The following is a 21,859-nucleotide window of genomic DNA, read 5'->3' on the forward strand; positions in this document are numbered from 1 at the left end:
CCGCCGCGCCATGGCTGGACAATCCCGCGCGCCCGGCCATATTGGCCCGCATGACCCAAGATGCCGACATCCTCATCGCCGGAGGCGGGCTGAACGGCCCCGCTCTGGCCCTCGCGCTGGCGCGGAACGGATTTTCCGTGACGGTGGTGGATGGGCGGCCCGCCCCCCAGCGCGCCGAGCCCGGCTTTGACGGGCGCGCCTATGCGCTGGCGCTGGCCTCGCAGCGGCTGCTTGCGGCGCTCGGCCTCTGGGACGGGCTTGCGCCCCGCGCCCAGCCGATCCTGCGGGTCGTGACCTCGGACGGCACCACCGCCACCGGCCCCTCGCCCTTCGTGCTGGCCTTCGACCATGCCGAGATCGAGGAGGGGCCGATGGGCTACCTGCTCGAGGACCGTTTTCTCTACGCCGCCTTCCTCGCCGCGATGGAGGCCGAGCCGCGCATCCGCCTGATCTCGGGCGCCACGGTCGAGGCGCAGGAGGTGGGTGCGAGCGGCGTCACCATCACCCTCTCGACCGGAGCGCACCTCTCGGGACGGCTGCTCGTGGGCTGCGACGGACGGCAGAGCGGCACGGCGCGCCGCGCCGGCATCCGCCGCACCGGCTGGGGCTACGGCCAGACCGCCCTCGTCGCGGCGATCGAGCACGAGCGCCCGCACGAGGGCACCGCCTGGCAGTATTTCCTCCCCTCGGGTCCGCTGGCCATCCTTCCGCTGCCCGGCAACCGCTCCTCGATCGTCTGGAGCGAGAGCGACGCCGCCGCGGCCGAGATCCAGCGCCTGCCGGACGCGGACTATCTCACCGCCCTCCGGCCGCGGTTCGGCGACTTCCTGGGCGCCATCTCCCTCGCCGGCGAGCGGTTCACCTATCCGCTCTCGCTGTCGCTTGCCCACAGCTTCGTGGCGCCGCGCGTGGCGCTGGTGGGCGACGCCGCCCACGGCGTCCACCCGATCGCGGGCCAGGGGCTGAACCTCGGCCTGCGCGATGTGGCGGCCCTGGCCGAAGTGCTGACCCTCGCCGCCCGCCGCGGAGAAGACGTCGGCTCTCCGCTCGTCCTTGACCGCTACCAACAATGGCGCCGCTTCGACGCCACCGCGCTCGCGCTGGGAATGGACATGGTCAACAGTCTGTTCTCGAACGACAATCCGATCCTGAGGGCGGGGCGTGACCTCGGCATGGGAATCGTGAACGCCGTTCCGGGCCTGCGCCGCGGCTTCATCCGGCAGGCCGCCGGTCTCACGGGGGATCTCCCCCGGCTGCTCCAGGGCCGCCCGATCTGAGCCTTTCACTCTGCCCAAATATCCTCGGGGGTCCGGGGGCAGACAGCCCCCGGCGCCGGCCCAAGGCCCCGCGGGTCAGAGTTCGCGCGCTTCCGACACCAGCATGATCGGGATCCCGTCGCGGATCGGAAAGGCCAGCCGAGCCTGGCGCGACACCAGCTCCTGCCGCTCGGCGTCATAGCTCAGCCCCGACTGGGACACGGGGCAGACGAGCGCCTCGAGCATCCGGCGGTCGAACTGGGGGGACTCGGTCATTGCATCACCTCTTCACCATTGCCGCCCCTGAGGGCGAATTCGATCAGCGTCACCAGCGTCTCGCGCCGGGTTTCCAGCGACGGCGCCTCGAGCAGCGCCTGCTTGTCCTCGGGATCGAAGGGGCAAAGCATCGAGAGCGAGTTGATGAGAAGCTCTTCCTCGGCCTCGCGCAGGCTGCCCCAGTCGGTTGAAAGCTCCATCGCGGCGAAGTAGCGCCCGAGCAGCTCGAGAAAGGCATCCCGCCGGAAGCCGCAGTCAGACTCGGTCGGGCCCAGATCGCGGGTGAAGTCGCTCCAGTCCACGGTGCAGCGGCGGTAGGGCGTGAACCCCTGCACCTCGGACAGGACGCGAAACCGCGAGATGCCCGAGAGGGTGATCATGTAGCGCCCGTCCTCGGTTTCGGAAAAGCCCGTCAGGCGGCCCGCGCAGCCGATGGCATGAAGGCGCTTCTCCGCGCCTCCGGGCACGTCGCGCGGCTGCACCATGCCGATCAGCCGCTGCGGCGTCTTCAGCGTGTCCTCGAGCATCTGCAGATAGCGCGGCTCGAAGATATGAAGGGGCAGGCGTGCCCGCGGCAGGAGCAGGGCTCCGGGCAGCGGGAACACCGGAATGACGTCGGGAAGATCGGCCTGCTTGATCATGGGCTCTGAACTAGAGCGCCCCATCGTTCAGGCAAATATCATCGAGGACAGCCGCCGGCGCCCTTTCAGCACGATCGGATCGGTCGGCTTCAGCGCGTCGAAGATGGTGAAAAGCTGGGTCCGCGCCGCGCCCTCGTTCCACTCGCGATCGCGGCGGAACAGTTCGAGAAGCTGGTCCACGGCCTCCTCGACCTTGCCCGAGGCATGGAGCGCGAGCGCAAGGTCGAAGCGCGCCTGATGGTTGGCGGGATCCGCCTCGACGGCCCGGCTCAGCTCGGTCACCGGCCCCGCCTTGGCGGCCTGCCGGGCCAGCTCGATCTGCGCGCGCGCGCCCTCGATCTCCTTGGCCTTGGCGATGGCGGCAGGGGCGGCCGCCGCATAGGCCTCGGCCTGATCCAGATCGCCGGCCGCCAGATGGCAGCGGATCAGGCCCGCATAGGCCGCAGCATTTTCGGGCTCTTCGCCGAGGATGGCGGCGAAAGTCTCGAGCGCATCCACGATGGCGCCTTCGGCCAGCATCTCCTCGGCCGCGGCCAGCGCGTCGCCCAGACCGCCATCGCCGCCCATGGCCGCGATCTTGTCCACGAACTTCGTCACCTCCGAGGCCGGCAGCGCCCCCTGGAAGCCATCGACCGGCTGGCCCTGAAAGAAGGCATAGACGGTCGGGATCGACTGGATGCGCAGCTGCGCCGCGATCATCTGGTTCTCGTCCACGTTGACCTTGACCATGCGGACCTTGCCCTTGGCGGCCGTCACCGCGGCCTCGAGCGCCGGTCCCAGGGTCTTGCAGGGCCCGCACCAGGGCGCCCAGAAATCGACGATCACCGGCACTTCGCGGCTGGCGTCGATCACATCCTGCATGAAGGTCGCTTCTGACGTGTCCTTCACGAGATCGCCCTTCGGAGCGGCGCCGTTCGCGGGCTTGTCACCGAATCCGAGCATGGGTTCATCCTCCGTCTGACGTGGTGCCCCTATATGCGCGCCGGTCCGGCAAAGGCCAAGAGGCAAACCATGCGCCGTCCCCGCAAAGACCGGCAGGCATGCCTGGCAGGGACGGGCCGACCCTCCGCCGGCCCGGTCCGATCGGTCTGCGACAGCCCCGTCGCGGTCAAGCCGCTATACAGGGCCGCCCGAATCCTGTAGAGCCCCCGGACGGCCCGGAACCTCGGGACGGCGGGCGAGGAGGCCTGGCCGCGATGGGAGAAGGTTGGCCGTCAACCCGGGCGCCGCTGCGCGTCCCCCATTTGGCAGATACATGACCCATACCGATATTGCCGCGCCGCTGGCCGCGGCGCTTGCCGCCAAGGGCTACGAGTCCCTCACCCCCGTGCAGGAGGCCGTGCTCGCCGAAGGCGTGGCCGGACGCGACGCGCTCGTCTCGGCCCAGACCGGCTCGGGCAAGACCGTGGCCTTCGGCATCGCCGTGGCCGACCAGATCCTGCAGGGCGCCGACCGGCTCCTGTTCGCCGACACGCCGATCGCGCTTGCCATCGCCCCCACCCGCGAGCTGGCGCTGCAGGTCGCGCGCGAGCTTGGCTGGCTCTATGCCGAAGCCGGCGCCCAGATTGCCACCTGCGTCGGCGGCATGGACTACCGCACCGAGCGTAGGGCGCTCGAACGCGGCGCCCATATCGTCGTCGGCACCCCCGGCCGCCTGCGCGACCATATCGAGCGCGGCTCGCTGGATCTGACCGGCCTGCGCGCCGTGGTGCTGGACGAGGCCGACGAGATGCTCGACCTCGGCTTCCGCGAGGATCTGGAGTTCATCCTTGGCTCCGCCCCCGAGGAACGCCGCACGCTGATGTTCTCGGCCACCGTGCCGAAGGAGATCGAGGCGCTGGCCAAGGAGTTCCAGCAGGACGCCGTCCGCATCCAGACCGCGGGCGAGCGCAAGCAGCATGCCGACATCGAGTATCGCGTCCTGACCGTCAGCGCGCGCGACCGGGAACATGCGATCTTCAACGTGCTGCGCTTCTACGAGGCGCCCTCGGCGATCGTCTTCTGCAAGACGCGGATGGCGGTGAACCATCTTCTCGCGCGGATGGGCAACCGCGGCTTTCAGGTCGTGGCGCTCTCGGGCGAGCTGTCGCAGCAGGAGCGGACCCATGCGCTGCAGGCGCTGCGCGACGGGCGCGCGCGGGTCTGCATCGCGACCGACGTGGCCGCGCGCGGCATAGACCTTCCGGGGCTCGAACTGGTGATCCACGCCGATCTGCCCACCAACTCCGAGACGCTGCTGCACCGCTCGGGCCGGACCGGCCGCGCGGGCGCCAAGGGCGTGTCGGTGCTGATCGCCGCGCCCTCCGAGGTGCGCAAGGCGCAGCGGCTGCTGTCCGGGGCGAAGCTCGTGGCCGACTGGGGCAAGCCGCCCTCGGCCGACGAGGTGCAGGAACGCGACGACGCGCGGCTGCTCGAACATCCGGTGCTCGGGCAGGATCTGTCCGAGGAGATGCCGCTGGCCGAGAAGCTGCTCGAGCGGTTCGGCCCCGCGCAGATGGCGTCGGCCTTCGTGCGGCTCTGGCGCGAGGCGCGTTCGGCGCCCGAGGTGCTTCAGGACGTGGCCCCGCCCGAACCCGCGCAGCGCGCGCCGCGCGAACGGGGCGAGTTCGGCGAGGCCGTCTGGTATTCGGTGGGCGTGGGCCACACCGGACGCGCCGAGGCGCGCTGGCTGCTGCCCAAGATCTGCGAAGCGGGCGGTGTCACCAAGAACGAGATCGGCGCGATCCGCGTCCAGCAGGAGCAGACCTTCGTCCAGATCGCCAAGGCGGCCGCCAAGAAGTTCGGCGACGCGCTCGAGATCGAGGCCGGCGTGGGCATGGTCCGGCTGGAGGGCGAACCCTCGCTCGAGCGGCCGGAACGCGCGCCGCGCAAGCCTTTCGCCGAGCGCACGGCCCGCACGCGGGACGAGGCCCCGCGGCGCGAGAAGGCGCCTTACCAGCCCAAGCCCTCGCGCTTCGTCGAGGAGGAGCGGGACGAGGCTCCGCGCAGCGGCTGGACGCCCGACGACCGCCCCGCCCGCCCCCGGCGCGAGGACAGCGGGCATGTCGCGAAGCGCGAGATGCAGGAAGGCACCGGCGCCCGCCGCGAGGGCTCTGACGAGGGGCGCAAGCCGCGGCAGCCGCAGGGCGAACGTCCGGCGCGGCCCGCCTACAAGGGCGCGGCCACGCGGGCCGAGGGCACCGGCCGCTCGGCCGGCTACAAGTCGCACGGCGGAACGGCCGGCCGGTCCACCGGCTACAAGTCGCACGGTGCTGCCGGCGACGACGCCCCCCGCGGCAAGCCGCGCGGCGAGGGCGCGCCGCGGGCGGCGGGCTTCAAATCCCATGACAAGCCGGCTCGGGACGAGACAGGCCCGCGCGAGCGCGGCCCGGATGCCCGCCCGGCCCGTCCGTCGGGCTACAAGGGCGCGCGCGACGACCGGCCCGCAAAGCCGCGCGCCGAAGGGGGCGCCAAGAAGGACTTCGCCAAGAAGGACGCTCCGCGGAAACCGCGCGCGGATGCCTCGGACACGAGCCGCCGTTTCACGCCTCCGAAAAAGCCGCGCGGCTGAGAAACGAGACGGTTGTCGCCCCCACCCGGGCGGCAACCTGCGCCTCGGGTGAAGCGCGCCCCCTGTTCAGAAGGGGGCCGCCAGATGGATCCCCACCGAGAGGCGGGGCCCGCTCTCCTCGACAAGCGCAAGGGACTGGCAGCCGTTGTCGAGAAGCGCCGCCAGCACGCGCACCGGAAGGCTCGGGATCTCGGCCACCGCGTCACCGGCCTCATCGACCAGCAGCACCACGTTCGAGGCGAAAGGCCGCCGAGGATCGCGGCTGAGGTGGAGCATGACTCCGGCCGCAGGCGGCGGTTGCGGGCCGATCGGAGAGGCCTCGCAGGTCATTACCCGCACACTCCCGATCAGTCTGACATCCGTAGGAACCCTGGCCGCACTCGTCACGCTGTCCTGCAACGGATCTTCTGCCGCAATCATCAAGCTCTTCCCAATCCTCGCCGGCGGCGAAACGCGCGGAACCCCGACTTGGTTCACATTGGACGAACATTTTTTGTCGGAACGATGGCAGGCTCTAGGGGTTGCTGCGGCTCATGCCGCGCGGGCCCGGAGGTTGCTGCGGCTTACGCTGCGGGGGCGAGGTCCGCCCCGACCGGATCGGGAGAGACAGATCGACATGGCCGACTGCATCATCGTGGGCGCCGGCCCCGCTGGCCTGACCGCCGCCATCTTCCTCGCCCGCTTCCGGCGCAGCGTCCTGCTGCTTGACGGCGGCGAGAGCCGGGCCTCGCTGATCCCGCGCTCGCACAACCATCCCGCCTTCCCCGACGGCATCCGCGGCGCCGAGCTTCTCTCGCGGATGCGGGCACAACTGGGGCGGCTGGGCATCTCGCCTGCTCCCCTCGCGGCCGAGTCGGGGCGCCGCCTGCCGGATGGGGGCTGGCGGATCGAGACGAAGCAGGGGCCACTGGAGGCGCGCCACCTCATCCTTGCGACGGGGGTCCGCGACCGGCTGCCCGATCTGCCCGACGTGGTGCGCCATGTGCGCGAGGGGCTCATCCGGCAGTGCCCGGTCTGCGATGCGTTCGAGGTGATCGACCATTGCATTGCCGTTCTGGGGCACGAGGATTGCGCCGTGAGCGAGGCGCTCTTCCTGCGCAGCTACTCCCCGAGGATCACGCTCGTCTCGATGGGTCAGGATCTGCCGGAGGCGTCGCATCGACCGCTGGCCGATGCCGGGGTGCGGGTGGACCGCCGCCCCATCCGGCGGATCGAGGCCGCAGGGCGGCGGGTCACCATTCATTTCGCGGACGGCGAGCCCGGCCGGTTCGACACGCTCTATGCCGGCCTCGGGAACGATCCGCAGACCGCCCTCCCCCGGTCGCTGGGCATGGCCCTTCAGCCCGACGGCCGGATCGGCACCGATGCCCACCAGCGCACGGAACTGCCGGGCGTCTGGGCCGCGGGCGACGTGGTGACGGGTCTCAACCAGATCGCGGTGGCCATGGCGCAGGCCGAGATCGCGGCCACCGACATTCACAACCATCTCAGGGCGGCCGAAGGGCTCAGCCTGTCACGCCTGCCGAAGCAGCCCGCCTGAGGGCGTCGGGAACCGCTGCCGCGGCAGGTCGTTCACCGGGACCGGCAAGATCTTGCTCATGCCGGGGTGCCGTGACGGCATCCGATCTTCCGGCGGCGGGCAAACATGCAGAAGGATCGATTCAACCAGAAGGACCAACACGGAGGACTTCCCGCCATGACACGCTTGCCGCTCCGCACCGGGGCCTGTCTTCTCGCGATGATCGTTGCAGGCGCCGGCGCTGCCGCTGCGCAGGTGACCCTTGTCCGGGGCAACGACACCGATCCCGCGACGCTCGACCATCACCTGACCTCGACCGTGGCCGAGAGCCGGATCCTGAACGATCTCTACGAGGGGCTCGTGGTGCAGGATGCGCGGGGCGAGGTGGTGCCGGGGGTAGCCGAGAGCTGGGAGATCTCGGAGGATGGTCTGACCTACAGCTTCAAGCTGCGCGACGATGCGAAATGGTCGAACGGCGATCCGGTGGTGGCCGGCGACTTCGTCTTCGCGCTGCGCCGGATCGTGACGCCCGCGACAGCGGCGGTCTATGCCAACATCCTCTACCCGATCCTGAACGCCGAAGCCGTCGCCTCGGGCCAGATGACCCCGGAAGAGCTGGGGGTCGAGGCGGTGGATGATCATACGCTGCAAATCACCCTGAACGCGCCCACCCCCTACTTCCTCGAACTGCTCACGCACCAGTCCTCGCTGCCGCTGCATCCGGCGACGGTCGAGGCGGAAGGCGCGAACTTCACGCGGCCGGGCGTGATGGTCACGAACGGGGCCTACAAGCTGGTCAGCTTCGTGCCGAACGATCGCATCGTGATGGAGAAGAACGAACATTTCCACGGCGCGCAGGACATCGCCGTCGATCGCGTCGAATGGGTGCCCTTCGAGGATCGCTCGGCCTGCCTGCGGCGCTTCGAGGCGCAGGAGGTGCAGATCTGCACCGACGTGCCCGCCGAACAGATGAGCTACATGCGCCAGAACCTCGGCGAGAAGCTGCGCATCGCGCCCTATCTCGGCACCTACTACCTGCCGGTGAAGGGCGCCGACGGCAGCCCGCTCAAGGACAAGCGCGTGCGTCAGGCGATCTCGCTCGTGCTCGACCGCGACTTCATCGCCGAGCAGGTCTGGCAGGAGACGATGCTGTCCGGCTATTCGATCGTCCCGCCGGGCATCTCGAACTATGTCGAGACGCCTCCCTCGCTCGATTATGCCGAAGAGGATCTGCTCGACCGCGAGGACCGGGCCAAGGCGCTCCTCGAGGAAGCGGGCGTGGCCGAGGGCAGCCTGACCGTGCAGCTCTCCTACAACTCGTCCGAGAACCATCGCAACACGATGACCGCCATCGCCGACATGCTGAAGAACATCGGCATCAACGCGACGCTGAACGAGATGGAGGGGACGAACTACTTCAACTACCTCAAGGAAGGCGGCGCCTTCGACATCGTGCGCGCGGGCTGGATCGGCGACTATTCCGACCCGCAGAACTTCCTGTTCCTGTTCGAGGGCGGCGTGCCCTTCAACTATCCGCGCTGGGAGAACGCCGATTACGACGCGCTGATGGACAGGGCCGCCCAGACCCAGGATCTCGACGCGCGGGCACAGATCATGGCCGAGGCCGAGACGATCCTGCTCGACGAGGTGCCGGCGATCCCGCTGCTCACCTACTCCTCGCGCGCGCTCGTTTCGGACCGGGTGCAGGGCTACGAGGACAACCTGCCCGACGTCCACCAGACCCGCTGGCTCTCGCTGTCCCAGTAATCGTTACGGGGCGCGCGCGGATCCTCCGTCGCGCCCCCCTTGCGAGGGCTTTTCCGATGCTTCGCTACACGCTGCGACGGCTCGCTTCGGCCGTGCCGACCGTCTTCATCATCGTCACGCTCACCTTCTTCATGATCCGGCTGGCGCCGGGCGGCCCGTTCGACCTCGAGCGGCCGCTCGATCCGCTCATCATGGAGAACCTCAAGCGGGCCTATAACCTCGACGGGTCGCTCTGGTCGCAATATCTGACCTACATGGGCAACCTGCTGAGGGGCGATCTCGGACCGTCCTTCACGAAGCGCGATTTCAGCGTCAACGACCTCTTCGCCTCGGGCCTGCCGGTGTCGATGCTGCTCGGCGGGCTGGCGATCTCGCTTGCGGTGCTGATCGGCACCGTCCTCGGGGCCATTGCCGCGCTGAGGCAGAACTCCTGGCTCGACTACACGATCGTGGGGCTTGCCACCTTCGGGATCACGACGCCGAATTTCGTGGTGGCGCCGCTGCTCAGCCTGTTCTTCGGGGTGATCCTGCGCTGGCTTCCCGCGGGCGGCTGGTCCGCGTCGGACCCCGCCTACTGGGTGCTGCCGGTGGTGACGCTGGCACTGCCGCAGGTGGCAGTGATCGCGCGCCTCGTGCGCGGGGCGACCATCGAGGCGCTGCGCTCGAACCATGTCCGCACCGCCCGCGCCTACGGGCTGCCCGCCCGGACCGTGGTGGTCAAGCACGCCCTGCGCGCCGCCATGCTGCCCGCGGTGAGCTATCTCGGACCGACGGCCGCGGGGCTTCTGACCGGCTCGGTCGTGGTCGAGACGATCTTCGGCCTGCCCGGCATCGGGCGCTACTTCGTGCAAGGCGCGCTGGGGCGGGACTACACGCTGGTGATGGGGACGGTGGTGGTGATCGCGCTCTTCATCCTGCTGTTCAACCTGATCGTGGACCTGCTCTACACCCTTCTCGACCCGCGGGTGCGCTATGACTGAGATGCCCATTCCCACACCGGGCACGCCCGCGCCCGCACCCGATGCCCTCGTCGGCCGCTCGCTCTGGCAGGACGCCTGGATCCGCCTGCGGAAGAACCGCGCCGCGGTCGCCTCGGCGCTGGTGCTGATCTTCCTCGGCCTCGTCGGGATCTTCGGCCCGATGCTCTCGCCGCACGACTACACGCGGGTCTATCCCCAGTTCGTCCGCGCGCCCGCCAGCCTCGAGCCTTACCCGCGCGCCGATGTGGTGATCCCGAATTTCGAACGCACGATGGCCCGCGCCCGGGTCGAGGGGACGCCGGTGCTCGAGAACGGCACCGTCTCGGTCGAGATCGCCGACGACGAGCCGATCGACGAACGCATCCTGCGCTATTTCCAGCGGTCCGACCTCTTCATCAATCCGCGGCTCGACCTTGCGCCCGACGGATTGAGCGGCACGCTCTCGGCCGATGTGGAGCAGCTCTACTTCCTCTTCGGCACCGATGCCGTGGGGCGGGATCTGATGTCGCGCATCTTCATCGGGGTGCGGATCTCGCTCGCGATCGGCCTTCTCGCCTCGGCCATGGCGCTCCTTCTGGGCGTTACCTACGGCGCGATCTCGGGCTATCTCGGCGGGCGGGTGGACAACGTGATGATGCGGATCGTGGACATCCTCTACTCGCTGCCCTTCATCTTCTTCGTGATCCTGCTCGTGGTGTTCTTCGGCCGGAACATCGTCATCATCTTCATCGCCATCGGCGCGACCGAGTGGCTGGACATGGCGCGGATCGTAAGGGGCCAGACGCTCAGCCTGAAACGGCAGGAGTTCGTGCAGGCGGCCGAGGCGCTGGGGGCCACGCGCGCGGGCATCCTGATTCGGCACATAGTGCCGAACACGCTCGGGCCGGTGATCGTCTTCGTCACGCTGCTGGTGCCCAAGGCCATCCTGCTGGAAAGCCTGCTGTCCTTCCTCGGCCTCGGCGTGCAGGAGCCGCTGACCTCTTTGGGCCTTCTGATCTCGGAAGGCGCCGCCAACATGCGCGGCGCGCCGTGGCTCTTGATCTGGCCTGCCCTCACGCTGACCGCGATCCTGTTCGCGCTGAACTTCCTCGGCGACGGATTGCGCGACAGCCTCGACCCGAAGGACCGCTGAGATGGAGCCTGTTCTCGACGTCAAGGGACTGCGCGTCACCTTCGACACCAACGACGGCGAGGTGGAGGCCGTGCGCGGCATCGACCTCTCGGTGATGCCCGGCGAGACCGTGGCCATCGTCGGCGAAAGCGGTTCGGGGAAAAGCCAGACCACGATGGCGCTGATGGGGCTTCTGGCGCAGAACGGCCGCGCCACCGGCTCGGCGCGCTACCGCGGGCGCGAGCTGATCGGCCTGCCCGAGCGCGAGTTGAACAAGGTGCGCGGCGACAAGATCACCATGATCTTCCAGGAGCCGATGACCTCGCTCGACCCGCTCTACCGGATCGGCGACCAGCTGGCCGAGCCCTTGCGCTTCCACCGCGGGCTTTCAAAACGAGCCGCGCGGCCGCGGATCGTGGACCTCTTGCGCCTCGTCGGCATCCCCGAGCCCGAGCGGCGGATCGACAGCTATCCGCACGAATTGTCGGGCGGGCAGCGCCAGCGGGTGATGATCGCGATGGCGCTGGCCTGCGATCCCGACATCCTGATCGCCGACGAGCCCACGACCGCGCTCGACGTGACGATCCAGGCGCAGATCCTGACGCTTCTGGCCGATCTGCAGAAGCGGCTCGGCATGGCGATCCTCTTCATCACCCACGATCTCGGGATCGTGCAGCGGTTTGCCGACCGGGTCTATGTGATGCAGGCGGGCGAGGTGGTCGAGACCGGCGAGACCGGCGCCCTCTTCGCGGCGCCTGCCCATCCCTACACGCGGATGCTGCTCGATGCGGAACCCGAAGGCACCAAGGCCCCCCCGCCCGAGACCGCCCCCGTGCTGATGGAGGGGCGGGACATCGAGGTGACCTTCTCGAGCGGCGGCGGCCTTTTCCGCAAGGCCGAGGAGCTGCGCGCCGTGGACCGGGTGTCGGTGCGGCTGCGGCAAGGACAGACCATCGGCGTGGTGGGCGAGTCAGGCTCGGGCAAGTCCACGCTCGGCCGGGCGCTCCTGCGGCTTCTGCCCTCGGCGGGTCTCGTGACCTTCGAGGGGCGCGAACTGGCCCGCGACCCGGCCGCGATGCGGCCCCTTCGGCAGCGGATGCAGCTGGTGTTCCAGGACCCGTTCGGCAGCCTGTCGCCGCGGATGACGGTGGGGCGGATCATCACCGAGGGGCTGAAGATCCACGAGCCCGGCCTGTCCTCGCGCGAGCGGGACCGCCGCGCGGGCGAGGCGCTGGCCGAGGTCGGCCTCAGCCCCGACATGCGTAACCGCTATCCGCACGAATTCTCGGGCGGCCAGCGCCAGCGCATCGCCATCGCCCGCTCGATGATCCTGAAGCCCAAGGTCATCGTGCTGGACGAGCCGACCTCGGCGCTCGACCGCTCGGTGCAGAAGCAGATCGTGGACCTGCTGCGCGACCTGCAGGCGCGGCACGGGCTGTCCTACCTCTTCATCAGCCACGATCTTGCGGTGGTGCGGGCGCTGTCCGACTACATCGTGGTGATGAAGGAGGGGCGCATCGTGGAAGAGGGGCCGACCGCCGACATCTTCGACCGCCCGCAGGAGAGCTACACCCGCACGCTGATGGCCGCCGCGCTCGAGACGCGGCGCTTCCGCGAAGACGCGGAACGGACGGGCGCCTGAGCGGTTTCACCGCGCAGGAGGATGCCATGACCGACAATGACAAGTCCGCACCCGGCGATCGCCGCCGCGAGGGCAACAGCGTGGACCAGCGCCAGCAGCAGATCGACCCCACCGGGCGGGATCGCGAGGATCCGGGCGAGGCGGGGCCGCATCGCTCGCAGAAACAGCCCGGACAGGCGCCGGAGGATCCGCAGTCCAAAGGCTGACAAGGCTCCGCCTGGAGAAGGCAGCCCCCCGGGCGAGCCCGGGGGGGGGCCGATAAACGCTCAAAAGAAAGGACCCCGGCCACGCCTGCGGCCGGGGTCTGGAAAGAGCGCGATTGGCGCCCTCAGAACTCGAGCGCGCGATCCCCGGCGGCGTCCTTGATCCGCGTGGGCAGGCCCATCCGGTTCAGAAGCGCGAGGAACGGTTTCGGGTCCAGCTCCTCGACATTGACCATCTTCTTCACATCCCATGTCCCCTCGGCCACGAGGATGGCCGCGGCGACGGGCGGCACGCCGGCGGTGTAGGAGATCCCCTGCGACCCGACCTCGGCATAGGCTTCGGCATGGTCGGCCACGTTGTAGATGAAGACTTCGGCCGGCTGGCCGTCCTTCGTCCCCTTCACGATGTCGCCGATGCAGGTCTTGCCGGTGTAGTCGGGCGCCAGCGACGAGGGATCGGGCAGGACCGCCTTCACCACCTTGAGCGGGATCACCTCGAGCCCCTCGGCCGTCGTCACCGGCTGCTCGGACAGAAGCCCGAGGTTCTTCAGCACCATGAAGACGTTGATGTAGTGATCCGAGAAGCCCATCCAGAAGCGCACGTCCGCCTGCGGATAGTTGGCCGCCAGCGAGTGCACCTCATCGTGGCCGGTCATGTAGGCCTTCTGCCGGCCCACCACGGGCAGGTCGAACTCCTGCCCGACCTCGAACATCCGGTTCGCCTGCCACGCCCCGTCCTGCCACGAATAGACCGTGCCCGTGAACTCGCGGAAGTTGATCTCGGGATCGAAGTTGGTCGAGAACCAGCGCCCGTGGCTGCCCGCGTTGATGTCCACGATGTCGATCGAGGCGACCTCGTCGAGGTACTCGTCCGCAGCCAGCCGCGCATAGGCATTGACCACGCCCGGATCGAAGCCCACGCCGAGGATCGCGGTGACGCCCGCCTCGGCGCAACGCTCGCGCCGCTTCCACTCGTAGTTGCCATACCACGGCGGCGTCTCGCAGATCTTCGCCGGATCCTCGTGGATCGCCGTGTCCATGTAGGCCGCGCCCGTCTCGAGGCAGGCCTCGAGCACCGGCATGTTGACGAAGGCCGAGCCCACGTTGATCACGATCCCGGCGCCCGTCTCGCGGATCAGGGCGGCCACGGCGGCGGTATCCATCGCATCGACGGCATGGGCGTCGAACCGGCCCGTCCCCTTCATCGCGCCCTTCTCGTGCACCGAAGCGATGATCGCCTCGCATTTCGAGAGTGTGCGCGAGGCGATGTGCAGGTCACCCAGCACGTCGTTGTTCTGCGCGCACTTGTGCGCCACCACCTGTGCGACGCCGCCGGCACCGATGATCAACACGTTCTTCTTCACTTCGAACCGTCTCCTTCAAGGACAGAGGGAAGCGCCTCAGCCGAGGCTCGAGGCATAGTCGCCATAGCCGAACTCGCGCGCCACGCGCAGCGATCCGTCGGGCTCGCGGATCACGATCGAGGGCATCTTCACCCCGTTGAACCAGTTCTTCTTCACCATCGTGTAGCCCGCAGCATCCGCGATGGAGAGGCGGTCGCCCACTTTCAGCGGCTCGGCAAAGCGGAACTCGCCGAAGATGTCTCCGGCCAGGCAGGACTTGCCACAGACCATGTAGCTATGATCGCCCGCGTCGGGTTCAACCTTTGCGGACTGCCGGTAGATCAGCAGGTCCAGCATGTGCGCCTCGACCGAACTGTCCACGATGGCCAGCTGCTTGCCGTTGTCAAGCAGGTCGAGCACCGTCACCTCGAGCGTGGCCGAGCGGGTGATTGCCGCCTCGCCGGGCTCGAGATAGACCTGAACCCCGTGCGCCGCGGCAAAGGCCTTCAGCCGCGCGGCCAGCCGGTCCACCGGATAGCCCTCGCCGGTGAAATGGATGCCGCCACCAAGGCTCACCCAGTCGAGCCGGTCGAGGATCGCGCCGAAGCGGCCCTCGATCTCGGCCAGCTGCCGGTCGAACAGGTCGAAATCGGCATTCTCGCAGTTGTAATGGATCATCACGCCCGAGATGTCGGGCAGCACCGCCTCGATCTTCTCGGCGCTCCATTCGCCCAGCCGCGAGAAGGGCCGCGCCGGGTCGGCCAGATCGAAGCCCGAGGTCGAGAGGCCGGGGTTCAGCCGCAATCCGCGCGCGATCCCGCCGGTGCGGTCCCTGAACCGCTGAAGCTGGCCCACCGAGTTGAAGATGATCTTGTCGGCGTAGCCCACCGCCTCATCGATCTCGTGATCGGGCCAGGCCACCGAATAGGCATGGGTCTCCTTGCCGAACTTCTCGCGCCCGAGCCGCAGCTCGTAGAGCGACGAGGAGGTCGTCCCGTCCATGTGGTCGCGCATGTAGTCGAAGGCGGGCCATGTCGCGAAGCATTTGAGCGCGAGCAGCGCCTTGGCCCCCGATCCCTCGCGGAGCCGGTCGATGACCGCCATGTTCCGCTTGAGGCTGGCGGAATCGATCAGGTAGAAAGGTGTCTGGATCATGAGACCCCCCGCGCGAGAAGGAAGAACGGGGGCGTATAGGGCCACCCCCCCCCTGATGCAAGAGTTTTGCAGCACCAGGATGACAGCCGGGTGGCTGCTCCCGGCGCGAATGCCGGACGAACCGGGCCGGATCAACAAGGCGTGAGCGCGGTCGCCCGAGAGCGCTCCTTGTGCGTTGGCACTTGAACCAGCACGGAGAACCGCGATGATCCTTCCCCGCCTCGGACTGGCGCTTGCCGCCGCCGCGCTCGTCGGCACTGCCGCCCTCGCCCATCACGGCTGGAACTGGGCCGAAGAGCAGCAGTCGCAGGTGACGGGCGAACTGCAGTCGGTCTCGATGAACCCGCCGCATCCCAAGATCGAGATCCTCGCCCCGGACGGGGCCCTCTGGCAGATCGAGCTGGGCAACCCGAACCAGACCCAGCGTGCGGGCTTCACCGCCGAGACCGCGGAACCCGGCGTTGCGGTGCATGTCCTCGGGCATCGCGCCAAGGACGGCACGAACCTGATGAAGGCCGTCCGCATCACGATCGACGGCACGCCCTATGACTTTTACCCGGAACTGATCGAGCCGCAGGGCTGATGCTGCAGCTTTTGGCGGGCTGGCCCGGTGCGGATCTGATCCGCGGCTCGGGCACGGCCTACCTGCTGGTCAATGCCGCCCACATCCTCGGGATTGCCCTGCTCGTCGGGGCGATCCTGCCGCTCGACCTGATGATCGTTGCCGGACGGCGCGCGGGAGAGGTGGCGCCGTTCCTCGTGCGAAGCGCGGGCGTGGGGCTTGCGGTTGCGCTCACCACCGGCCTCTGGCTGTTCAGTGTCGATCCGCCGAACTACCTCGGCAACCGCGCCTTCCTGATCAAGCTCGCGCTGATCGCGGCGGCGGTCCTGAACGTCGCCGCCCTGCACCTGGGCCGCGGCTGGAGGACCTTCGTGGCCGGCGGCCCTGCCACGCCCGTCACGCGCGCCGCGGCGCTTGCATCGGCTGCGCTGTGGCTCTCGACGCTCGTGGCGGGGCGGTGGATCGGCTTTCTCTAGATCGGCTTTCTCTAGGCGGTGCCGCCCAGGCTCAATGCGTCCAGGCGCCCCGACGGTCGGTGGCGAAGTTCTCGCCATAGCCACGCGGGCGGATGTTCGGCCGGCGCGGCTTGGACTCCGTCACCTCGACCTCGATCCGGTGCGCCTTGGCATAGTCCAGCGCGGCTTCGCGGCTGTCGAAATGCAGCATCACCTGATTCTGCGTGTCCGCCGACGAGGTCCAGCCCATCAGCGGGTCAATGTCGCGGGCCTCGCGGCTCTCGAACACCAGAACCCAGCCCTTGGCCTTTCCGGTCCCGGACTGCATGGCGTTTCGGGCAGGCTGATAGATACGCGCGCGCATGGGGCCTCCGTGCAAGATGCCCCGTTATTGGCGGCTTTCCCGCCGCAGATCAAGACCTCCAGACCGCGTTGCAAGCGGCTGTCGATCGATCACGGAGGGGTGGGTGGGGTGTGTGGTGCAACCGACCGACAGCGTTCTGCTGCTTGCCCCCTCCTTCTAGCCGCCAATGGTTAAACGCCGGTAAAGAAGCAGCCTCAGCTCCCTTGTTTGCGAACAAAAACGGATCAAATCTAGGCGGCCGAGGGGAATCACCATGCCGCACAACAATATGAACATGCCGATGCACCGCCCGGAGGTGCTGACCCGCCCCAAGCTCGAGGGCGGGCGGCGTTTCGAGATGAAGACTCCGTTCAAACCCGCGGGCGATCAGCCGACGGCCATCGCCGAGCTGGCCTCGGGCGTGCGGGCGGGCGAGCAGAACCAGGTGCTGCTGGGGGCCACGGGCACCGGCAAGACCTTCACCATGGCCAAGATCATCGAAGAGACCCAGCGCCCGGCCATCATCCTGGCTCCGAACAAGACGCTGGCGGCGCAGCTTTACGGCGAGTTCAAGGGCTTCTTCCCCGACAACGCCGTGGAATATTTCGTGTCCTACTACGACTACTACCAGCCCGAGGCCTATGTCCCGCGGTCGGACACCTATATCGAGAAGGAATCGCAGATCAACGAGCAGATCGACCGGATGCGCCACTCGGCCACCCGGGCGCTGCTGGAACGCGACGACGTGATCATCGTGGCCTCGGTCTCGTGCATCTACGGCATCGGCTCGGTCGAGACCTATTCGGCGATGACGCAGGATCTGGTGGTGGGGCAGAGCTACGACCAGCGGCAGGTGATCGCCGAACTGGTGGCGCAGCAATACCGGCGCAACGATCAGGGCTTCCAGCGCGGCAGCTTCCGCGTGCGGGGCGATTCGCTCGAGGTCTGGCCCGCCCACCTGGAAGACCGGGCCTGGCGCTTCTCGTTCTTCGGCGAGGAGCTGGAGAGCGTCGTGGAGTTCGATCCGCTGACCGGCGCCAAGACCGACAGCTTCAAGCAGATCCGCATCTACGCGAATTCGCACTACGTCACGCCGCGGCCGACGATGCAGCAGGCCGTGCAGGGCATCAAGAAGGAGCTGCGCCAGCGGCTCGACCAGCTGGTGGCCGAGGGCAAGCTGCTGGAAGCGCAGCGGCTGGAGCAGCGCACCAACTTCGACATCGAGATGCTGGAAGCGACCGGCGTCTGCAACGGGATCGAGAACTATTCGCGCTACCTGACCGGCCGCGCTCCGGGCGAGCCGCCGCCGACGCTGTTCGAGTTCATCCCCGACAATGCCATCGTCTTCGCTGATGAAAGCCATGTGACGGTGCCGCAGATCGGCGGCATGTATCGGGGCGACTACCGGCGCAAGTTCACACTGGCCGAGCACGGGTTCCGCCTGCCCTCCTGCATGGACAACCGCCCCCTCAAGTTCGAGGAATGGGACGCGATGCGGCCTCAGTCGGTCTTCGTCTCGGCCACCCCCTCCGCGTGGGAGCTGGAGCAGGCCGGAGGCGTCTTTGCCGAGCAGGTGATCCGCCCCACGGGCCTTCTCGATCCGATGGTCGAGATCCGCCCGGTCGAGATGCAGGTGGACGACCTCCTGGACGAGATCCGCAAGGTGGCGGCCGCGGGCCTCAGGACGCTGGTGACGGTGCTGACCAAGCGCATGGCCGAGGATCTGACCGAGTATCTGCACGAACAGGGCATCCGGGTGCGCTACATGCATTCCGACATCGACACGATCGAGCGGATCGAGATCCTGCGCGACCTGCGGCTTGGCGCCTTCGACGTGCTGGTGGGGATCAACCTGCTGCGCGAGGGGCTCGACATTCCCGAATGCGGGCTGGTGGCGATCCTCGATGCCGACAAGGAGGGCTTCCTGCGCTCGGAAACCTCGCTGATCCAGACCATCGGCCGGGCGGCGCGGAACGCCGACGGGCGGGTGATCATGTATGCCGACCGGATCACCGGCAGCATGGAGCGCGCCCTGCGCGAGACCGAGCGTCGGCGCGAGAAGCAGATCGCCTACAACGAGGCGCATGGCATCACGCCGCAGACGGTGAAGAAGAACGTCGAGGACGTGCTGGCTGGCCTCTGGCAGGGCGACACCGACATGAACCGGGTGACGGCGAAGGTCGAGAAGCCGATGGTAGGCTCGAACCTTGCGGCGCATCTCGACGGGCTGCGCACCGCGATGCGCAAGGCCGCCGAGAACCTCGAGTTCGAGGAGGCGGCGCGGCTGCGCGACGAGATCAAGCGCCTCGAGGCGGTGGAACTGGCCGTCGCCGACGATCCGCTGGCGCGGCAGAGCGCGGTGGAGGACGCCGCCGAGGCCGCGGTGAAAAGCTCGGGCCGCAGCACCGCCGGGCGGGCCGGCCAACGCGGCGGCAACAAGCGCCGCGGGCGCTGACGCCCGGGTTGCCCTTAAGAGACCCTTAACCACGCCGGGCGCAGGCTAAGCGCGTCGGAGGGTCATCCATGCGAACCGCTCTCATGCGCCTTGCCGGGCTGGTGGCATTTGCCGGGGTGTTCCTCTGGGGCGTGGCGCCGGCCGTCTCCGGCCCCTGGCCGCGCGAGAAGGGCGGCATCTTCCTCACCCTCTCGCAACAACAGGACGAGGCGCGGGACAGCTGGACGGGCCTCTGGGCCGAATATGGGCTTACCGAGCGGATCACGCTGGGCCTCGACGCCGGACGCTCGGCGCAGGGCGACGGCAAGCTGATCCTCTGGGCGCAGAAGGCGTGGGAGCGCGGGCCGCACCGGATCGCGGCCTCGGCCGGCATCGGCGCAAGCCTCATCGCGGGCGATGTCGCGCCGCTGGTTCAGGTCGGTGGCGGCTGGGGGCGCGGGATCACGACCCGCTTCGGCCCCGGCTGGCTGGCCGCCGAAGCCCGCGCCGTCGTGACCGCCCGCGACGTCACCTTCTCGCAGCAGGTGCACGGTCGGACGGTGGCGACCTACAGCTACCTGATGCCCGAGACCAGCGCCAAGGCCGAGATCACGCTCGGCCTCAGGCCGCACGACCGGATCATGTGGATCGAGCAGCTTCAGCTCGAGCAGGGGCGCGAAGCGGGGTTCGACGCCCGCCTCGCAAGCTCACTGGTCTATGACCTGAGCACGCCCCTGAAACTGGAACTCGGGGTGATCCTGCCCGTCAGCGGACACGCCGATCCGGCGCTCAAGCTCGGGATCTGGCTCGACTTCTGACCCGCTGCCTCAGTCGAACAGGAGCCTCGCGAGGAAGAGCACGATCACGGCGCCGATCAGCGCGGCCACCACCATCGCCACGAGACCCGACGCCGCCAGCACCGTCACTCCCAGCGCCACGAGCAGAAGCGGCGCGGCAATCGCGCTCACCAGCCCGATCAGCATGTAGCGACCGCGGTGGCGTCCGCCGGACACCTGGCTCGCGATCCAGCCCGCCGCAAGCCCGACCACCGCCAGCACCACGAGACCCACGACGCCCACCCCTTGCATGAACTCTTCCATCATCTTCTCCCCTGATCCGGCTGGGAAACGCGGAAGACCGCAGGCGGGGTCCGCCTGTCCGCAAGAATGATCGCCGAAACCGAATCCGGCTGGCACGCGCGCCCGTCACGCCCCGCCGGAGACGTCAGCGACGACGCGCCGACCCGTCAGCAGGCCGCGACGACATCATACATGACGGGCTCGAAGCTGCGGCAGAGCGAGGCGAAGCGGCGGGTGCGCTCCCGCATCTCGGGCGCCCGCAGCATCGCCTGGAAGTCCTCGCGCCTGCGCCATTGCGAGTAGTTGGCCACCCGCGTCTGCGCATCGTTCACATGCAGGCTCGCCGAGATGAAGCCGGGCTGGTGGCGGATGAAATCCTCCAGCGCCGCCTGCAGCTCTTCCAGCAGGTCGGCGCAGGTGCCGGGCGTCATCTCGAAGGTGGTGATGACGGTCTGGCCGGTGAAGGCCGGGTCGATCTGGGTCATGTCCGCTCTCCTCTGCTCATCGGAAAGCCTATGCCCGCCCGCCATGCGCCACAAGCGCGGCGAATGGCCCCGCAGCGGGCGGGCAAGGGCTCAGACCATGCGGATCACGTCCTTGCCCACGGCCAGCATGTAGCCGCGCCGCGCGATCGTCTTGACCAGCAGTTCGCTCACCATCTGGTTGCCAAGCGCGTCGCGCAGCCGCTTGACGCGCGTCGCCCCCGCCGCTTCGTCGCAGTCGGTCACGCTCTTGCCCGAGATCATCGCCTCGATCTGCGCCCCGGTCAGCACGTCATCGTCCATCCGCGCCTCGGCCAGCACCGAGAGCGTCTCGATCGCGGCCTCGGTCAGGCTGAACTCCATGTCGTTGATATAGACCGACCGGCTCTCGCGCGAGATCATCAGCGAGGCCACCTGGATGCCCGACCGCTGGATCGCCGACATACGCCGGTTCAGCGCGACGATGGTCACAAGCAGGACCAGCGCCGCCACCAGCAGCGAGGTCGAGAAGACCAGCAGTACGAAGATCACCATCCGGTAGCTGGCCAGCACCTCCGAGAAGGTGGTGCCCGACTGGGCGATGATCTCCAGCAGCCGGATCTCGGGCCCCGAGCGCAGGGCATCCACCTCGACGAACAGGCGCTCGACCCGCGCGTTGAAGGCGTCGGCATCGGGCAGGTTGAGGAAGAGGAACACCGCCGCAGCCGACAGGATCAGGACGATGGCCGCGATTCCGCCGGCCACGACCCGGTTGCCGGCCTTCAGCGCGTCAGTAGCGGAGGAAGTAGCGTCCTGCACTCGCTTTCCTTTCGTCCAGTCCCTCGGGCCCGAACGTCGAGAGAACGTTCAGGAGCGTCCAGCCCGCCTGCTCGAGGCGTGGCTTCAGAACGCGTGTGGCGGCCTTGCGGTTGCAGGCGCTGTCGGGCACCTGCGCCACACCGTAATGAAGGCGGAGTGGGCGATCCTGCTTTGCCTTGTAGTCGGCGTAGCAGGCGGCCTCGGCTGGCGCGGCGAGCGCGCCGGCAAGCGCGAGCACGGCCAGCAGGGCGGAAAGTCTCATG

General features: G+C 68.5%; 23 protein-coding genes. 12 read left to right on the forward strand and 11 right to left on the reverse strand.

The genetic code is table 11. The features are described 5' to 3' along the window. The first annotated feature begins 50 nt into the window (after nt 1-50). The gene (locus tag LV780_RS13470; RefSeq protein ID WP_108221958.1) at nt 51-1,277 is read left to right on the forward strand and encodes a UbiH/UbiF/VisC/COQ6 family ubiquinone biosynthesis hydroxylase; all 1,227 of its coding nucleotides are present in this window, start codon (nt 51-53) and stop codon (nt 1,275-1,277) included. A 75-nt stretch (nt 1,278-1,352) separates the two neighbouring features. On the opposite strand, the gene LV780_RS13475 is transcribed toward LV780_RS13470, so the two are convergent. From LV780_RS13475 to trxA, 3 genes are read right to left on the reverse strand one after another with little or no spacing between them, the layout of a single operon-like run. Beyond that, entirely contained in the window at nt 1,353-1,532 is a 180-nt protein-coding gene (locus tag LV780_RS13475; RefSeq protein ID WP_011909841.1) for a Trm112 family protein, read from the reverse strand. Next, nucleotides 1,529-2,173, reverse strand: coding sequence for an LON peptidase substrate-binding domain-containing protein (locus LV780_RS13480; RefSeq protein WP_044248408.1), 645 nt, complete (start codon nt 2,171-2,173; stop codon nt 1,529-1,531). Before LV780_RS13480 ends, LV780_RS13475 begins: the two co-directional genes overlap by 4 nt. A gap of 27 nt (nt 2,174-2,200) precedes the next feature. Then, the gene (gene trxA, locus LV780_RS13485; RefSeq protein ID WP_108221960.1) at nt 2,201-3,115 is read right to left on the reverse strand and encodes a thioredoxin; all 915 of its coding nucleotides are present in this window, start codon (nt 3,113-3,115) and stop codon (nt 2,201-2,203) included. A 313-nt stretch (nt 3,116-3,428) separates the two neighbouring features. Between trxA and LV780_RS13490 the strand changes: the two genes are divergently transcribed. Next, nucleotides 3,429-5,723 (forward strand): DEAD/DEAH box helicase, encoded by a 2,295-nt coding sequence (locus LV780_RS13490; protein ID WP_108221962.1) that lies wholly within the window; start codon nt 3,429-3,431, stop codon nt 5,721-5,723. A 66-nt stretch (nt 5,724-5,789) separates the two neighbouring features. Here the strand turns inward: LV780_RS13490 and LV780_RS13495 are convergent, their stop codons facing one another. Continuing rightward, nucleotides 5,790-5,999: a hypothetical protein gene (locus LV780_RS13495; RefSeq protein ID WP_233863825.1), complete on the reverse strand. Its 210-nt coding sequence runs from the start codon at nt 5,997-5,999 to the stop codon at nt 5,790-5,792. A 340-nt stretch (nt 6,000-6,339) separates the two neighbouring features. Between LV780_RS13495 and LV780_RS13500 the strand changes: the two genes are divergently transcribed. From LV780_RS13500 to LV780_RS13525, 6 genes are all read left to right on the forward strand, one after another. Further along, the gene (locus LV780_RS13500; RefSeq protein ID WP_108221964.1) at nt 6,340-7,263 is read left to right on the forward strand and encodes an NAD(P)/FAD-dependent oxidoreductase; all 924 of its coding nucleotides are present in this window, start codon (nt 6,340-6,342) and stop codon (nt 7,261-7,263) included. Nucleotides 7,264-7,419: 156 nt separating this feature from the next. Further along, nucleotides 7,420-9,009, forward strand: a complete 1,590-nt coding sequence (locus tag LV780_RS13505; protein WP_108221966.1) for a peptide ABC transporter substrate-binding protein — start codon at nt 7,420-7,422, stop codon at nt 9,007-9,009. Nucleotides 9,010-9,065: 56 nt separating this feature from the next. Beyond that, on the forward strand, nt 9,066-9,989 hold the full coding sequence (gene oppB, locus LV780_RS13510) for an oligopeptide ABC transporter permease OppB (protein ID WP_011909834.1): 924 nt from the start codon (nt 9,066-9,068) through the stop codon (nt 9,987-9,989). Next, complete coding sequence (locus LV780_RS13515; RefSeq protein WP_108221967.1) at nt 9,982-11,121, forward strand: ABC transporter permease; 1,140 nt, start codon at nt 9,982-9,984, stop codon at nt 11,119-11,121. Before oppB ends, LV780_RS13515 begins: the two co-directional genes overlap by 8 nt. A 1-nt stretch (nt 11,122) precedes the next feature. Continuing rightward, a complete protein-coding gene (locus LV780_RS13520) occupies nt 11,123-12,742 on the forward strand; it encodes an ABC transporter ATP-binding protein (protein WP_108221968.1) in 1,620 nt (539 codons plus the stop codon). Between the two features lie 26 nt (nt 12,743-12,768). Beyond that, the gene (locus LV780_RS13525) at nt 12,769-12,948 is read left to right on the forward strand and encodes a hypothetical protein (protein ID WP_101340250.1); all 180 of its coding nucleotides are present in this window, start codon (nt 12,769-12,771) and stop codon (nt 12,946-12,948) included. 122 nt (nt 12,949-13,070) lie between these two features. Here LV780_RS13525 and LV780_RS13530 read toward each other — a convergent pair whose 3' ends face one another. Beyond that, nucleotides 13,071-14,309 (reverse strand): saccharopine dehydrogenase family protein, encoded by a 1,239-nt coding sequence (locus LV780_RS13530; protein ID WP_108221970.1) that lies wholly within the window; start codon nt 14,307-14,309, stop codon nt 13,071-13,073. Nucleotides 14,310-14,345: 36 nt separating this feature from the next. Further along, nucleotides 14,346-15,443, reverse strand: a complete 1,098-nt coding sequence (gene nspC, locus LV780_RS13535; RefSeq protein ID WP_108221972.1) for a carboxynorspermidine decarboxylase — start codon at nt 15,441-15,443, stop codon at nt 14,346-14,348. A 205-nt stretch (nt 15,444-15,648) separates the two neighbouring features. Between nspC and LV780_RS13540 the strand changes: the two genes are divergently transcribed. After that, nucleotides 15,649-16,026, forward strand: coding sequence for a DUF6152 family protein (locus LV780_RS13540; protein ID WP_011909827.1), 378 nt, complete (start codon nt 15,649-15,651; stop codon nt 16,024-16,026). Then, a complete protein-coding gene (locus LV780_RS13545; RefSeq protein WP_108221974.1) occupies nt 16,026-16,481 on the forward strand; it encodes a DUF2214 domain-containing protein in 456 nt (151 codons plus the stop codon). The genes LV780_RS13540 and LV780_RS13545 overlap by 1 nt, the downstream gene beginning before the upstream one ends. A gap of 31 nt (nt 16,482-16,512) precedes the next feature. Here LV780_RS13545 and LV780_RS13550 read toward each other — a convergent pair whose 3' ends face one another. Then, on the reverse strand, nt 16,513-16,824 hold the full coding sequence (locus LV780_RS13550) for an ETC complex I subunit (RefSeq protein ID WP_011909825.1): 312 nt from the start codon (nt 16,822-16,824) through the stop codon (nt 16,513-16,515). 253 nt (nt 16,825-17,077) lie between these two features. Here LV780_RS13550 and uvrB point away from each other — a divergent pair, with 253 nt between their 5' ends. Together uvrB and LV780_RS13560 are read left to right on the forward strand one after the other, a co-directional pair. Further along, the gene (uvrB, locus tag LV780_RS13555) at nt 17,078-19,258 is read left to right on the forward strand and encodes an excinuclease ABC subunit UvrB (RefSeq protein ID WP_101340245.1); all 2,181 of its coding nucleotides are present in this window, start codon (nt 17,078-17,080) and stop codon (nt 19,256-19,258) included. A gap of 68 nt (nt 19,259-19,326) precedes the next feature. Then, nucleotides 19,327-20,055, forward strand: coding sequence for a hypothetical protein (locus tag LV780_RS13560; RefSeq protein ID WP_108221976.1), 729 nt, complete (start codon nt 19,327-19,329; stop codon nt 20,053-20,055). Nucleotides 20,056-20,064: 9 nt separating this feature from the next. Here LV780_RS13560 and LV780_RS13565 read toward each other — a convergent pair whose 3' ends face one another. From LV780_RS13565 to LV780_RS13580, 4 genes are all read right to left on the reverse strand, one after another. Next, a complete protein-coding gene (locus LV780_RS13565) occupies nt 20,065-20,337 on the reverse strand; it encodes a hypothetical protein (RefSeq protein ID WP_011909822.1) in 273 nt (90 codons plus the stop codon). Between the two features lie 146 nt (nt 20,338-20,483). Further along, a complete protein-coding gene (locus LV780_RS13570) occupies nt 20,484-20,801 on the reverse strand; it encodes an antibiotic biosynthesis monooxygenase family protein (RefSeq protein WP_011909821.1) in 318 nt (105 codons plus the stop codon). Between the two features lie 90 nt (nt 20,802-20,891). Beyond that, nucleotides 20,892-21,596 carry a winged helix-turn-helix domain-containing protein gene (locus LV780_RS13575; protein ID WP_011909820.1) on the reverse strand — a complete coding sequence of 235 codons (705 nt, stop codon included), beginning with the start codon at nt 21,594-21,596 and terminating at the stop codon, nt 20,892-20,894. Further along, the gene (locus tag LV780_RS13580; RefSeq protein WP_011909819.1) at nt 21,568-21,858 is read right to left on the reverse strand and encodes a hypothetical protein; all 291 of its coding nucleotides are present in this window, start codon (nt 21,856-21,858) and stop codon (nt 21,568-21,570) included. Before LV780_RS13580 ends, LV780_RS13575 begins: the two co-directional genes overlap by 29 nt. Nucleotide 21,859 lies beyond the last annotated feature (1 nt).

The sequence above is a fragment of the Cereibacter azotoformans genome (assembly GCF_021391315.1).
In the GTDB taxonomy this organism is placed as follows: domain Bacteria; phylum Pseudomonadota; class Alphaproteobacteria; order Rhodobacterales; family Rhodobacteraceae; genus Cereibacter_A; species Cereibacter_A azotoformans.